The following is a 14659-nucleotide window of genomic DNA, read 5'->3' as shown; positions in this document are numbered from 1 at the left end:
CTGTGTTCTTCGGCAGCCCGGAGCGCAGTTTGAGATGGGTGAGCGCAGATTCTTGGGGATTCAGACGGTCATCTCAGTGAAAACCCATTTTTTAAGGACAGTTTGGGTTGCGATACTTGGCCTCATGCGGTTGGAAATCCTATCCGTGAAACATCACCACCGTGCGGCCATCAGATCAAGCCATTGTGCCGATTTGTAATGGCCCGCCGCGCAACACATCCGCACAGCGACTGCGCCCAGCTGAGCGCTCGCCCTGCGTCAGGGCCACGTCACAGCGCACTGCTATGCTCAGAAAATGCTCTCTCAGCCCCACACCGTCCACTCCATGAAACGCATCTCCCAGTACTTCTTCCGCGGCCTCATCACCTTCTTGCCGCTGGTGCTCACCGTCTACCTGCTGATCCTGTTCATTAGCTGGATCGAGGGCAGTGCCATGGCCGTGATCCGGCCGGTGCTGGGTGACTTTTATCTGCCCGGCCTGGGCATTGCGCTGGGCGCTGGCGTGATCCTCGCGCTGGGTTTTCTGGTGTCGCAGCCCATCAGCGCGCGGCTGCTGTCGTGGGTGGAGCTCCCGTTCACCAACCTGCCGGTGGTCAAGAGCATTTACAGCTCGCTGAAAAACTTCGCCGACTATTTCGCGCCGCATGACAAACCAGCGCAGCAGGTGGTGTTGCTCAGCATGCCAGGGCATGAGCTGTCGATCGTGGGGCTGGTCACGCGCCGCTCGCTCAAAGGCCTGCCGCGCGGCCTGGGCGATCTGGACGACCGGGTGGCGGTTTACCTGCCCATGGGCTACATGATCGGCGGCTACACCGTGTTTGTGCCGCGAAGCTGGACCTCCCCCATCGACATGTCGGTCGAAGAGGCGATGCGCTCCGCGCTGATCGCGTTCATGGCCTCAAATCCGGGAGAGAACAAAGTATGAGCATTCGCAACCTCGACGCGCTGTTTGCGCCCGCCTCGGTCGCTGTCTTTGGCGCCACGCTGCGCCCGGCCAGTGTCGGGGGCACGGAGTGGCTCAACCTGAGCGCCGACTTCAAAGGCCGGCTCTACCGGGTCAACCCCAAACACGCCCAGCTCGGCGAGCGTGGCACGCGGGCGGCCATCGTGAGCACCGCCGGGTTGGACAAGGCACAGAAACAGGCCATGCTCGACGCCGCGCGGGTACACACGCTGCGCATCCTCGGGCCCAACTGCATCTGCATGCTGGCGCCCCACGTCGGTCTCAATGCCAGCTTCTCGCACATCGGCGCCTTGCCTGGCGAACTGGCGTTTGTGTCGCAATCGGGCGCGCTGGTCACCGCCATGCTCGACTGGGCCGGCTCGCGTGGCATCGGCTTCTCGCACTTTGCCTCGCTCGGCGAACACGCCAACATCGACTTCGGCGACCTGCTCGACTTCCTCGGCAGCGACCCCAAGACGCGCGCCATCCTGCTCTACATCGAGAGCTTGGAGGCGTCGCGCAAGTTCATGTCGGCGGCGCGCGCGGCAGCGCGCAACAAACCGGTGATCGTGGTCAGGGCCGGGCGCTCGGTAGCATCCGTAACAAATGATTTATTGCCTGTTCAAGCACGACTCGGCCCAGCTGTTTCGCGATGTCGTGGTGCGGGTGGGCGAGCGCTTCGTGATTCAGGGCGCCACGCTCGGCTTCACCCAGTCTGCCGCGAAGACGCTGGGCGTCAAGGTAACGCAGAAGGTTATCGGGAAAGGTGTGTCCCGATTTGTCCCGCAGATCGGCGCGATGGGGGTGAGTGCGTATGCGTACTTTGACACGACCCAGGTGGCGAAGACCGTCATTGATCTGTTCTCCAGCGACATAGTTGTGGACGCCCCAAACTCCTAAGCAAAATGGGCCTCTGGCCCTCGCGGAATATGCGTAAACAGCTATTTTTTTAGCAAAATATGCGCCCTCGCCCTGACCTCCTCAGGCGCCATGTCAATCAATTTCAAGTCATCACGTGAAGGTGTGCGGCGTGCGGGCTTATCTGTGACACTGCCCGCTCAGCGAACAACCGACGACTTGCGCTCAAACAGCCAGTCCTTGAAAGCCGTGGCTGCAGCCGACAGTCGCTTGCCCCTGGGGTAGACCACTTGCCAATGCCGGATCAACGGAAAGCCCTGCACGTCAAGCTGCACCAGCTCCTTGAGCGCCAGCTCCGACTGTACCGTGGTAACTGATAACACCGCCAACCCCAGGCCGCCCGCCACGGTCTGTTTGATGGCCTCGGTGCTGCCCAGTTCAAGCCGGTTTTTCAGCGCTACACCATGGCCTGCAAAAAACCTCTCGGCCGTCAGTCGCGTGCCGGAGCCCGGTTCACGCAGGATGAATGGTTCATCGAGCAGTCGGGTCGCGGGGATGTTGCGAAGGCCTGCCAGCGGGTGTTGGGGCGGCGCCACCAGCACCAGCAGGTTGTCGGCGAAAGTCTCGTAAACAACATCCATTTGCTCGGGCGGCTGACCCATGATGTAGAGGTCATCCTGGTTGCTGGCCAGTCGCTGCAGCAGGCTTTCGCGATTGCCCACGAACATCGCCACCTCAATGCCGGGATGGGCTGCGCAAAACCCACCCAGCAACTTGGGTACGGTGTACTTGACGGAGGTCAGGATGGCGATTTTCAGGCTGCCACGCTCAACGCCCTGCAAGGCTGACAAGTCTTGAGACAGTCGTTCCATGCGGCTTTCGATGTCCTGACAAGCCTCCATCAGAGTCTGTCCCGCGGCAGTCAGATAGATTTTTTTGCCCAACTGCTCAAACAGCGGCTGCCCTACGCTTTCCGAGAGTTGCTTGACTTGCAGCGACAACGTAGGCGGCGACAAATGCAGCGCCTCTGCGGCGCGCGCAAAGCTGCCGTGACGGGCCACGGCCAGAAAAATACGCAATTGGTGCTGGGTGGCGTGACGCAGGTTCATGGCATTAAATATTTTATAAAACTCTACCGTAATGATAAAAACATTTTACTTTTATTTAATTCAGTACAGACCAACAATACACATCAGTTCAAAGCAACGCCATTCAATTTGGTGCGCTTTGAGCACCAAAGTGAAGATTTTTTAGATCCCTCTCATCAGGAGCAAACATGGCAGTCAAAACTTACAACGCTGGCGTAAAGGCATACCGCCAGACCTACTGGACCCCCGACTACACGCCGCTGGATACCGACATCCTGGCGGTGTTCAAGATCACGCCCCAGGCCGGCGTACCCCGCGAGGAAGTCGCCGCCGCGGTGGCTGCCGAATCTTCCACCGGCACCTGGACCACGGTGTGGACCGATCTGCTGACCGACCTGGACTACTACAAGGGTCGCGCCTACAAAATCGAGGACGTGCCTGGTGATGACACCTGCTTCTACGCTTTCGTGGCTTACCCGATCGACCTGTTCGAAGAGGGCTCCATCGTCAACGTGCTGACCTCGCTGGTGGGCAACGTGTTCGGCTTCAAGGCGCTGCGCGCCCTGCGCCTGGAAGACATCCGCTTCCCGATCGCCTATGTCAAGACCTGCGGCGGCCCGCCCGCTGGTATTCAGGTGGAGCGAGATCGCCTGAACAAATACGGTCGTCCGCTACTGGGCTGCACCATCAAGCCCAAGCTCGGTCTGTCGGCCAAGAACTACGGCCGTGCGGTCTATGAGTGCCTGCGCGGTGGTCTGGACTTCACCAAGGACGACGAGAACGTCAACAGCCAGCCCTTCATGCGTTGGCGTGACCGTTTCGAGTTCGTGGTCGAAGGCTGCCTGAAGGCCGAACGCGAGACCGGCGAGCGCAAGGGTCACTACTTGAACGTAACCGCCCCAACGGTCGAAGAGATGTTCAAACGGGCTGAGTTTGCCAAAGAACTCGGCGCACCGATCATCATGCACGACTTCTTGACCGGTGGTTTCACCGCGAACACCAGCTTGGCCAACTGGTGCCGTGATAACGGCATCTTGCTGCACATTCACCGCGCCATGCACGCTGTGCTGGACCGCAATCCGCACCACGGCATTCACTTCCGCGTGTTGACCAAGTGCCTGCGTCTGTCGGGCGGCGATCACCTGCACTCGGGCACAGTGGTGGGCAAGCTCGAGGGCGACCGCGAAGCCACTCTGGGTTGGATCGACCTGATGCGCGAACGCTTCATCAAGGAAGACCGTTCACGCGGCCTGTTCTTTGACCAGGACTTTGGCTCCATGCCTGGCGTAATGCCTGTGGCTTCCGGCGGTATTCACGTGTGGCACATGCCGGCATTGGTCAACATCTTTGGTGATGATTCCTGCCTGCAGTTTGGTGGCGGCACTTTGGGTCACCCATGGGGCAATGCGGCGGGTGCCTGCGCCAACCGAGTGGCGGTAGAGGCCTGCGTCAAGGCGCGCAATGAAGGCGTCGACGTTGAGAAAGAAGGCAAGGCCGTGCTGCAAGAAGCCGCGACCCACAGCCCTGAGCTGAAGATCGCCATGGAAACATGGAAAGAGATCAAGTTTGAATTCGACACCGTGGACAAGCTCGACGGAGCGCACAAGTAAGCCGTCCGCGCCACGTCACCAACATTGAAAGGAATTTGAAATGCAAGACTACACCTCACGCCTGTCCGACCCTGCCAGCCGCAAGTTCGAGACCTTCTCTTACCTGCCCGCCATGACGGAAGCAGAAATCCGCAAACAGGTTGAATACCTGGTGAAAAAGGGCTGGAACCCGGCCATCGAGCACACTGAGCCGCAGTACCTGATGGACTCCTACTGGTACATGTGGAAGCTGCCGATGTTCGGCGAAACCGATGTGGACAAGGTGCTGGCCGAAGCCGAAGCTTGTCGCAAGGCCAACCCGGAAAACCACATTCGTCTGGTGGGTTACAACAACTTCAACCAGTCGCAAGGCACCTCCATGGTGATCTTGCGCGGCAAGACGGTCTGATACCGCTCCAGTTTTGAGCCACCACACCGGACCCGCTGAACAGGCCCGTCCGGTGTCGCGTCCCAAGCCAGCTACCCGCAGTCGGCTTTGGACACGACACTACCCATTCCAACACGCACCCAGCCCGGAGACAAGCATGAACGACATCATCGACCAGTACCGTGTCACGCAAGAGCCTTACTACCGCCCAGTGGCGGACGAGGTGGAACTGTTTGAGGCCGCCTATTCGGTGCGCATGCCCATGATGCTCAAGGGCCCGACCGGTTGTGGCAAGACCCGCTTTGTTGAATACATGGCGAACAAACTGGGCAAGCCGCTGATTACGGTGGCCTGCAACGAAGACATGACGGCCTCCGACCTGGTCGGGCGCTTCCTGCTCGACGCCCAGGGCACCCGCTGGCAAGACGGCCCGCTGGCGCTGGCCGCGCGCCATGGTGCCATCTGCTACCTCGACGAAGTGGTGGAGGCGCGCCAGGACACCACTGTGGTGATTCACCCGCTGACCGACAACCGGCGCGTACTGCCGCTGGAAAAAAAGGGGGAGTTGCTCAGGGCGCACCCCGATTTTCAAATCGTCATCTCCTACAACCCAGGCTACCAAAGCCTGATGAAGGACTTGAAACAATCCACCAAGCAACGCTTTGGTGGTCTGGATTTCAATTACCCCGAGCGCGGCATCGAGACCGAAATTGTGGCGCACGAAACCGGCATCTCCCTGGAGGTGGCCGGCAAGCTGGTGTCCATTGCCGAACGTTCGCGCAACCTCAAGGGCCATGGCCTAGATGAAGGCTTGTCCACCCGCATGCTGATTTATGCTGGCAGCCTCATTGCCAAGGGTGTCAACCCCATCTCCGCCTGCCGCGTCGCACTGGTGCGTCCGGTGACTGACGACCCTGACATGCGCGATGCACTAGATGCCGCGGTAGCCACCTTCTTCTGATGACCCGCGCGCAGGAGTGAGCCATGGCCATCCAACTGGACGACTACGCTGATTTTCTTGATGACCTGTCGCCACACACCCGGGAGGTGCTGCAATCTGCTTGGCCAAATGCCTCCAAGGTACTCAGCCCGCGCGGGCTGGACAACTACATCAAGGGCGCTGCCGCCCTGCGCGGGCTGGGCAAAGGCGACTCGCTGGTGGAAACCTGGATCGAGTGTGTGCCCAGCGTTGCCCGGGAGGTGGGCGAGGATGTGGTGGGGGACCTGGCCAGCGCCTCGCTGAGCCTGGCCTCGCGCACCTCGGGTTCGGTGATTGAGCTGCTGCTGGCTACCGCCCCTGCCGCCGCCAAGCGCCTAGCCGATGCCCATTTGTTTAGCAACTACCTGCAGTTCATTAACCACCTGATTGCCCAGGCCCCGCGCGGCGTGCGGCCGATGCTCAACAACATTGAGCGTCTGCTGCACCAGCTCACGCTGGGTGGGTTGCGTCGCTGGGCGCTGTGGGGCGCACATGCGCACCGCACCAACTACGAGGAGCAGATTCGCTACTTCGGGCTGGACTCCAAAGAATCGTTGGCGATGCTGCAAAAGGAGCGCAAGGGCACGCTGCTGGTCGATGTGCAGCGGCGCATCAACATGTATTTGCGCGCCCTGTGGGCACGCGACTTTTTCATGCGCCCGACCTCCGGCGATTTCGAAACGCGCGAGGGCTACCAACCCTACATTGAAGACTACCTGCTGCACCTGCCTGATGCCTTTGATGACTTGACCATCGAGGGCCAGGAGCCGGTGTCGGCCCTGGAGTTGTACCGCGCCACGGCGGCGCATTGCGCCGCGCATATGGTGGAAACGAAGCAGCCCATTTCTGCCGAGGCGCTCAGCGCGCTGCAGATGGCGGTGATCGGTGTTATCGAAGATGCACGGGTCGAGGCGCTGTCGATTGGTCGCTTTCCCGGTCTGCAGCAGCTGTGGTGCAAGCTGCACACCGCCACCCCGGCCATGGGCCGCAGCGTGGGCGATTACCTCAACCGGCTGGCGCGCGCGTTGCTCGATGAGCGTTATGCCGACACCGATCCGTGGATCATGGAAGGCCGGGCGCTATTCGCAACCGGGCAAGGCCAGCTCGCCAGCCATCAGCTATCGTGGGACATCGGCGTGCAACTGGCGCACAGCCTGGCAATCAAGAAACTCGCGTTCAGCCCGCGCACTGATGTGCAAACCGCCCCTTACCGCGATGACAACCGTTATTTCTGGGCGTTCGAGGAATTCGACGCCAACAAGGCGGCCAATGCGGGCTACGAGTCCATCAAACAGGTTCGCAAATACGTGAACGTGATGGAGATGGCCAACGAGATCGACGTTGAAAATGCCGGTGACGACGCCGAAGAAATCTGGGTGCTGGAGTCCGAACTGTTTCCGTATGAGGACATGGGCCAGAGCTTCAACGCGCTGGAAGGCAAGGAGCCCCTGTCCGAGCCGTTTCATTACCCCGAGTGGGACTACCAGATTCAGCTCGAGCGCCCGGCCTGGGCCACCGTGCTGGAGCGGCGCGGCAAGCGCGGCGACCTGGCCGTGATTGAGGCCATCACCGCGCAGTACAAGCGTGAAATTCACCGCATGAAGTTTTTGCTAGATGCGATGGCGCCACAGGGTGTGCAGCGCATGCGCAAGCTCGAAGACGGCGACGAGATTGACATCAACGCGGCAATTGCCAGCCTGATCGACATGCGCCTGGGCCAGCAGCCCGACCCGCGCATCATGATGCGCAGCGTGCGCAAGACGCGTGACTTCTCCATTTTGGTGCTGCTCGACCTGTCCGAATCGACCAACGACAAGGTCGCCGGACAAGATTACAGCGTGCTGAAACTCACGCGCCAGGCCTGCGTGCTGCTGGCCGATGCCATCAACAAGGTCGGCGATCCGTTTGCCATTCACGGTTTTTGCTCGGATGGCCGGCACGACGTGCAATATGTGCGCTTCAAGGATTTTGACCAGAGCTGGAACGACGAGCCCAAGGAGCGCCTGGCCGGCATGACCGGCCAGCTATCCACGCGCATGGGCGCGGCCGTGCGCCACGCTGGACACCACCTCAGCCTGCAAAAATCAGCCAAGAAGCTGCTGATCGTCATCACCGACGGCGAGCCCGCCGACCTGGACGTGCGCGACCCGCACTACCTGCGCTCGGACACCAAACGGGCGGTGGAAGAGGTCAGCAAGGACGGTGTGGTGACCTACTGCATGAGCCTGGACCCCCGGGCTGATCAGTATGTGGCGCGCATTTTTGGCCAGAAAAATTACATGGTGGTGGACCATGTGCAGCGCCTGCCAGAGAAGCTACCATTGCTCTACGCTGGCTTGACGCGTTAAGCCTTGATCCTGACAGCATCCACACCCCTGCGAGACCCCATGCAAACCTATACCGGTATTGAGAACGAAGCTAACGGTGGCATGACGGCGATTGCCCGTACCATCCGCGATGCCTGGGTGTTCGGCATTCTGCCGGAGAGCGACGGCTTTGCCGGGCGGTCTGCGGGCGACTTTCAGAATCTGTTTGAAAAAGTGCACCAGGCTTGGGAGCCTTACGGCCACTTGCCGAGCCGCCTGCCGCCCGAACTCGCCCAGCGCCATGGCCGCATCTACGCAGCCGCTATCGAAGCGGCCCGCGCCAAGGGGTGGGACCCTGAGCTGGGCGAAGACGACTGATTTGCTCTGCCCGGCCACCACCACCACCACGCGCACCATCGTGCTCGAAATTGTTCCCATCATCCGATTTAACATCAAACTCCTCCACCCAAGTTCATAGCTACGGCCCTTTGCAGAGAAAGCAAGGGCCGATCAACCGAAAGGTTCTGCTTTCGCTGCATGACGAAAGTTTGGCCGAGCACTGTGGTGCCAGCGGGCTTCGCGACAAAGGCCTTTTCGACTCTGCGCTGGCGCGTCCGGTGAATTTGGCTATTTGTGAGGAGCCTGACGTGGCAAATTTTGCGGCCTCTTATAGTGTGGGGCTTGCCAAGAATCATGCATTCGTTGATGGCAACAAGCGCGCTGCCTTCTTGTCTATAGGCTTGTTTTTGCTGGTGAACGGCTTTCGGCTGAAAGCGACGCAAGCCGAGGCAACACTGACCATTCTGGATGTAGCCGCCGCAGTGATGGACGAAGCGGCACTGGCGCAATGGATTCGAGATCACATTCAGGCCCGCTAGCTCAAAGCACCTTGGTCATAAATACACTGTACGGGTCCAATCCATAGTCTGCAAACGGGCCGCATTCCACAAAGCCCATGTAGGTGTAGAGCGTGCGGGCAGGAGCAAACCCTGCTTGCGGGCCGGTCTCTAGGCTCATACGCTGAAAGCCCTGGGCTAGCGCATGGTCCAGAATGAAAGCCAGCTTGGACCGCGCCACCCCTTTGCGCAAATGCGCGCTGGCGGTGCGCATGGATTTGAGCTCCACATGCTGCGCATCCAGTCGTTTGATGGCACCACAGCCTAATAACACCAGACCATCCCAAGCCGTCCAGAAAGTGATCTCGGGTTTGCGTAACGCCTTCAAATCCAGCGCTTCACCAAAACCGATGGGGTTACAAAACCCAATCGCAAGCGTTGTTGTTGGGAAGTTTTCATGCAAGTCCGCTGGTTGCCACGCCCCAGCGTTCACAGCGGGTGGTAACGCGCAAATGGCCATGCTGCTCGCCCTAGCCGGAGGCCAAAACCAAACGCCTCACGACGCTATGGGTGATTGACCTGAGACCCGATGGTGGCAATGCGGGTGGGCAAGTGGTGGGCGGCCGCCAGCCCCGAGGCAGTGGTCAAGCTGGGTACGCACACTGGAAAGGCGCTTCAGGCGGTACTGGTGCGGTAATTGTTTTGATATCAAAAAAGAAGCTGCCTGCGCAATACCTACGAGGGCTGCGCGGCTTTTTTACTCCCAATTCCGCTTCGCCAGCCCGTCAACCAGCCCGCTCAGGCTTGCAAAACCAAACTCAGCGCAAAGCCTCATAAACAGACGCTCACGGCGTGGTGCTGTATGCAAACACAACTATAGTTGCGCTGCCAGTCCTATCCAGATTGGCGCTGCCCCATGCAAGGCCCGCCCCATCCATCACCGCAGCGTTTTCACCCGCACTCGCGCGGGCACCAGCATGCCCCGCTACGCCCGCAACCTGCGCAAGCTGCTGCAGCCACTAAATCCACCAAAGCCTACAACCCCCGCCACCCCGAGCGCACCTTGCTGTACCGCACGATTGCCGAACACTTCGAGACTTGGCTTGAGCTCTCCAGCGCGGGTCAGTTCGACGGCCAAGGCGACAACCACACCCCGCCCGCGTATGTAGAGAAGGCATTCCGCAAATACCTCGAATGCGGCATTTTTGCCCACGGTTTTGCGCGCGTCCGCTGCGATGACTGCGGGGACGACTTTCTGGTCGCCTTCTCCTGCAAAGGCCGTGGCGTCTGCCCTTCGTGCAACACGCAGCGCTGCGCATCTTCCAGCGGGTGGTGCGTACACGCCTGCTGCCCCATTGCCCCAGTGCGGCACAGTGTGACCCCGCCAGTCTGCACCTGGGCGCGGTTGCCTTGCGTCCACCGGTTTGGCTCCAGCCTGAACACGCAGGTGCACTTTCATGTCTGCGTGGTCGATGGGGTGTTTGAGACTGTTGCCGGGCCAATAGCGCAAAGCGTCGATGCTGCTGCTGCACAGGCGAACCCGGCGCCGCAGAGTGTGATTTTTCATGCGGCAACTGGACTGGATGAGGCTGCAGTTTGCCCAGGTGCAGGCCAACGTGCGCAAACGCATCCCGCGCGCGCCCACCCTTTGCCATGGATCGGCTCAAACAGCGCGCCTCTGTCCTGGTCTACCGCTGTGGCAAAGGGCACACAGAGCCCCTACAGTCCGACAAATATTCTGGTGAACTGGTGCTCACGCCACTGGAACTGATCAACCGCATCGCCCAATTGGTGCCGCCACCGCGCACGCACCGGCATCGCTATTACGGCGTGCTGGCTCCGAACTCGCCACTGCGGGCGGCGGTGACTGCCATGGCGCAGGCCGAGCAGGTGGTGGCGCCTGTGGTGCACGGTTGCGTGGCTGACGCTGCGTGCACTGCTGCTGGCAGTGCGGGCAGCGTGCCTGGCGTTGGCGCGGTGCTCCAGCCTGAGCCGCCAGCCAACCTCAAACCACGTCCACCATCGCACTATCTTTGGGCGGCACTGATCGCCCGTATCTACGAGGTGTTCCCGTTGATCTGCCCGCACTGCGGGGGCCAGATGCGCATCATTGCCTTCATCACCTTCAGCGCCGACATCCACAAGATTCTGGAGCACATCGAGGTCGAACCCGAAGCCCCGCGCATCACCCCGGCACGCGGGCCACCGTTGTGGGACGAGTGTGGTGCGCAGGAGACGAGGGAAGGTGTTGAGGCTTGCCGGACTGGGATCTGGCAAACCAATCGCCGCCCAAATACCCCGACGATCAGCGACTAATTACAAGCGTGGCCAAGTGTGGCGACATCAGCCCGCCGGTGCGGGGCTGTGTCTGCGGACAGCCTCTGCCGTTCATTGTGACGATGGCGACGCAAATTCCTGGCAAATCAGACTGGCGACTGTGGATGTGCGTGCTTTGTGCGGCACGTTTCAGGTGCGATACCTACCCTCGTGCGTTTGAATTACCTGTGCGTTTCATAGCTTCTCGCCCTTATTATTAAAGGGTTAGAGTGCTAAAAAGCATATCACTTTTGTGTGGCTCCAGGCGGGTGTGGATGCGCTGCAGGTACGAATACATTCAGTTCAAACCTAGTAGATCTTGGCAACTTTCGACCTGACACAGCTACATTGGCCATTGGACACTGGCTTGGCTCAGCTTGGTTGTCTTTTCTTTGATATAAATCAAACCCACATACTGCGCAAGCGTTTGACTTGCATCAAGAGCTCATCCCTTTGATAATTGTTAAAACTTTATTAAAAACGTTATTTATCAGTGGCTCAGAGCCATACATGGGTTCGTGTTCCGGCAATGTCGCCTGATTTTTCAAACTGCAAGGAGTAGTTCAATGAGTGGCAAGTCTATGGGTTCCCCGGCCAATTTAAGCAACGATAAACTTCTCACCTGGGTCAACGACATGGCCGAACTCTGCAAGCCCGACCGGGTAGTGTGGTGTGATGGCTCGCAGGAAGAATACGACCGACTGTGCGAGGAAATGGTGGCCGCTGGCGTCTTTATCCGCCTCAGTCCCGAAAAACGCCCCAACAGTTTCCTGGCCCGAACGCATCCATCGGATGTAGCCCGTGTCGAGGAGCGCACCTTCATCTGCTCTGCCACCAAGGATGAGGCCGGCCCTACCAACAACTGGGCAGAACCCGAAGAAATGCGTGTCACGCTCAAGGGCGTGTTTGCCGGCAGTATGACCGGGCGTACCCTGTACGTGATCCCGTTCAGCATGGGCCCCTTGGGCTCTCCCATTGCTAAGATTGGCGTGCAGATCACTGACAGTGCCTACGTGGTGGCAAATATGCGCATCATGACCCGCATGGGTGCCAAGGTTCTGGACGTACTGGGGAACGGCGCCTACATCCCCTGCATGCATTCAGTCGGCGCACCGCTGGCACCGGGTCAGAAGGATTCGACCTGGCCGTGTGAGCCCGATATTGCCAAAAAATACATTGCCCACTTCCCCGACACCACCGAAATCTGGTCTTACGGCTCGGGCTACGGTGGCAACGCGCTGCTAGGCAAGAAGTGCCTGGCTCTGCGTATTGCCTCGGCCATCGCCCGCAAGGAAGGCTGGTTGGCCGAGCATATGCTGATCTCGGGCCTGGAGTCACCAGAAGGGCAAAAAACCTATATCGCGGCGGCTTTCCCCAGTGCTTGCGGCAAGACCAACCTGGCCATGCTGCGCCCACCCAAGGGCATGGAAGGCTGGAAGGTCACCACCGTGGGCGATGACATCGCTTGGATCAAAAAGTCGCCCGAAGGTGAGCTGCGCGCTATCAACCCCGAGGCTGGTTTCTTTGGTGTGGCTCCCGGCACCAACTACTCTTCCAACGCCAACGCCATGTTGACGATGACGAAGAACTCGATCTTCTCTAACGTGGCCCTCACCGACGACGGCGACGTCTGGTGGGAAGGCATGGACGGCGAGCCTCCGGCACATTGCATCGACTGGCAAGGCAAGGACTGGACCCCCGGCTGCGGCCGCCCGGCGGCACACGCCAACTCGCGCTTCACCACACCCGCCAGCCAGTGCCCGTCGATCGACCCCGATTGGGAAAACCCCAAGGGTGTACCGGTGGCCGCCTTTATTTTTGGTGGCCGCGCCAGCAAAGAAATGCCGTTGGTGTTCCAGGCCTTCAACTGGGCGCACGGCGTCTACCTAGCGGCCACCATGGGCTCGGAAGCCACAGCAGCCGCTATCGGCGTGGTGGCCACCCGGCGCGACCCGATGGCCATGCTGCCGTTTTGCGGCTACAACATGGCTGATTACTTCACGCATTGGCTCAATGTGGGACGTCAGGTGAGCAACCCTCCGCGCATCTTTCGCGTCAACTGGTTCCGCAAGGACGATGCAGGCAAGTTCATCTGGCCTGGCTTTGGCGAAAACCTGCGTGTACTGAAGTGGATTGCCGGACGCGTACACGGTCAGGGCAGTGCGGTGGAAAGCCCGATTGGCTGGATGCCACGCTTTGAAGACATCGACTGGACTGGTCTGGACTTCTCCCAAGACGCCTTCTACGACCTGATGGCCGTAGGCCGCGAAGCCGGTACCGCCGAGGCCCATGCCCATGAGGAACTGTTTGACCGCTTCCGTGACCGCCTGCCCAAGGAGTTCACCTTTGAGCGCGAATTGCTTCGCTCACGCCTGTGGCGCTCGCCTGACCGCTGGGAACTGGCGCACGAGTAAGCAGTGATGGCTACCGGCGCGGGCTGGGGCTGCCGGGCCCTTCAGGACCTGGCTTATCGACTGCGTTTACACAGTTTCCCACTGAGCGCTGCGGCCTGATTTAAACAACGCGTCGAGGATGCGCATGTTGCAAATGGCATCGTCTAGGCCAAGGGGCAACGCAATCTCCCCCCGAACGGCACGCGAAAACGCGTCACCCTGCAGGGTGTACATATCGCACGGCGCCAGGGTTTCAGCCATGGCAGAAGCGCCGCCGGGTGTGCCGGCGTCATCTACAAAAATCCGTGTGACACCGCCCAGCGGGGCGTTGAACGGAATCTCCAGCTCCAGCCGACTCCGGGTGCCAAGGGCTTGCACCCTTTGGTACGGCACGCTCTGGGTGGACACCGTGAAATCCAGCCGCCGCCCAGCGCCAAAGTCCAGCATCGCCGTGGCGGTGCGGTCGGTCTGAAAGTCTGGGTCGCGCTCAAGCAGCGCAACCACGCGCAGCGGCTCAGCCGCGAACAAAAACCGCCCGGCCACGATGGCATAGCAGCCAATGTCATACAGGGCGCCACCGCCCACGTCCAGCCGGTTGCGGATGTCGTCGCTCTGGCGGTTGAAGTACGAGAAAGCCACCTGCACGGTGCGCAGCTCACCCAAAGCGCCGCTGCGCACCAGCCCGCACGCACGCAGCCACTGCGGGTGAAAACGCACCATGAAGGCTTCCATGATGTGCACCTGCCCCGCCACTTCGCGTAATTGTTCGGCCTCTTGCGCGTTCACGGCATCCACTGGCCCTGTTGCATGACCGAAATAACTTTTTCGCGACCAATTTTGGCGGTGCTGAGAATGCCCCAGTTGACTTTTTTCATGGTTGAACCTTGGTGAACTGGAGTTTATGAATTGAAAGCACACGCTTCGGGGCCACCCGCGTTAGGACTGCGCACCAGATGATCGCAT

Annotated in this window: 13 protein-coding genes and 1 pseudogene; 11 read left to right on the top strand and 3 right to left on the bottom strand. The window is 60.1% G+C overall.

Features of this window, described 5'->3' with window-relative positions; translation table 11 throughout:
- Positions 1-325: 325 nt before the first annotated feature.
- Together BLL52_RS13105 and BLL52_RS20015 are read left to right on the top strand one after the other, a co-directional pair.
- Positions 326-925, top strand: a complete 600-nt coding sequence (locus tag BLL52_RS13105) for a DUF502 domain-containing protein (protein WP_075587043.1) — start codon at positions 326-328, stop codon at positions 923-925.
- A pseudogene (locus BLL52_RS20015) lies at positions 922-1533 on the top strand (GNAT family N-acetyltransferase); the annotation flags it as partial. The gene BLL52_RS13105 and the pseudogene BLL52_RS20015, both read left to right, overlap by 4 nt.
- A gap of 468 nt (positions 1534-2001) precedes the next feature.
- On the opposite strand, the gene BLL52_RS13090 reads toward BLL52_RS20015, so the two are convergent.
- On the bottom strand, positions 2002-2910 hold the full coding sequence (locus BLL52_RS13090; RefSeq protein WP_075587042.1) for a LysR family transcriptional regulator: 909 nt from the start codon (positions 2908-2910) through the stop codon (positions 2002-2004).
- A 167-nt stretch (positions 2911-3077) separates the two neighbouring features.
- On the opposite strand from BLL52_RS13090, the gene BLL52_RS13085 reads away from it, so the two are divergent.
- From BLL52_RS13085 to BLL52_RS13060, 6 genes are all read left to right on the top strand, one after another.
- The gene (locus tag BLL52_RS13085; protein WP_075587041.1) at positions 3078-4499 is read left to right on the top strand and encodes a form I ribulose bisphosphate carboxylase large subunit; all 1422 of its coding nucleotides are present in this window, start codon (positions 3078-3080) and stop codon (positions 4497-4499) included.
- A 40-nt stretch (positions 4500-4539) separates the two neighbouring features.
- Positions 4540-4887 carry a ribulose bisphosphate carboxylase small subunit gene (locus tag BLL52_RS13080; protein ID WP_075587040.1) on the top strand — a complete coding sequence of 116 codons (348 nt, stop codon included), beginning with the start codon at positions 4540-4542 and terminating at the stop codon, positions 4885-4887.
- A 136-nt stretch (positions 4888-5023) separates the two neighbouring features.
- Positions 5024-5827: a CbbQ/NirQ/NorQ/GpvN family protein gene (locus BLL52_RS13075; protein WP_075587039.1), complete on the top strand. Its 804-nt coding sequence runs from the start codon at positions 5024-5026 to the stop codon at positions 5825-5827.
- Positions 5828-5850: 23 nt separating this feature from the next.
- The gene (locus tag BLL52_RS13070) at positions 5851-8193 is read left to right on the top strand and encodes a nitric oxide reductase activation protein NorD (RefSeq protein ID WP_075587038.1); all 2343 of its coding nucleotides are present in this window, start codon (positions 5851-5853) and stop codon (positions 8191-8193) included.
- A 39-nt stretch (positions 8194-8232) separates the two neighbouring features.
- On the top strand, positions 8233-8529 hold the full coding sequence (locus BLL52_RS13065; protein WP_075587037.1) for a hypothetical protein: 297 nt from the start codon (positions 8233-8235) through the stop codon (positions 8527-8529).
- Positions 8530-8579: 50 nt separating this feature from the next.
- Entirely contained in the window at positions 8580-9029 is a 450-nt protein-coding gene (locus BLL52_RS13060; protein WP_338065740.1) for a type II toxin-antitoxin system death-on-curing family toxin, read from the top strand.
- Between the two features lies 1 nt (position 9030).
- Here BLL52_RS13060 and BLL52_RS13055 read toward each other — a convergent pair whose 3' ends face one another.
- Positions 9031-9507 (bottom strand): GNAT family N-acetyltransferase, encoded by a 477-nt coding sequence (locus BLL52_RS13055; protein WP_075587035.1) that lies wholly within the window; start codon positions 9505-9507, stop codon positions 9031-9033.
- Between the two features lie 396 nt (positions 9508-9903).
- Between BLL52_RS13055 and BLL52_RS21450 the strand changes: the two genes are divergently transcribed.
- The 3 genes from BLL52_RS21450 to BLL52_RS13040 all read left to right on the top strand — a co-directional run bounded on the left by BLL52_RS21450 (position 9904) and on the right by BLL52_RS13040 (position 13717).
- On the top strand, positions 9904-10758 hold the full coding sequence (locus tag BLL52_RS21450) for a transposase zinc-binding domain-containing protein (RefSeq protein ID WP_075587034.1): 855 nt from the start codon (positions 9904-9906) through the stop codon (positions 10756-10758).
- Complete coding sequence (locus BLL52_RS21445; protein ID WP_075587033.1) at positions 10641-11303, top strand: transposase; 663 nt, start codon at positions 10641-10643, stop codon at positions 11301-11303. The genes BLL52_RS21450 and BLL52_RS21445 overlap by 118 nt, the downstream gene beginning before the upstream one ends.
- A gap of 566 nt (positions 11304-11869) precedes the next feature.
- Complete coding sequence (locus BLL52_RS13040; protein WP_075587032.1) at positions 11870-13717, top strand: phosphoenolpyruvate carboxykinase (GTP); 1848 nt, start codon at positions 11870-11872, stop codon at positions 13715-13717.
- Positions 13718-13783: 66 nt separating this feature from the next.
- Here the strand turns inward: BLL52_RS13040 and BLL52_RS13035 are convergent, their stop codons facing one another.
- Entirely contained in the window at positions 13784-14482 is a 699-nt protein-coding gene (locus BLL52_RS13035) for a Gfo/Idh/MocA family protein (RefSeq protein ID WP_198930629.1), read from the bottom strand.
- Positions 14483-14659: the final 177 nt, after the last annotated feature.

The organism is Rhodoferax antarcticus ANT.BR (assembly GCF_001938565.1).
GTDB classification, from domain to species: Bacteria; Pseudomonadota; Gammaproteobacteria; order Burkholderiales; family Burkholderiaceae_C; genus Rhodoferax; species Rhodoferax antarcticus.
The sequence above is the reverse complement of the archived record's forward strand: the minus strand, read 5'-3'. Positions and strand labels throughout refer to the sequence as shown.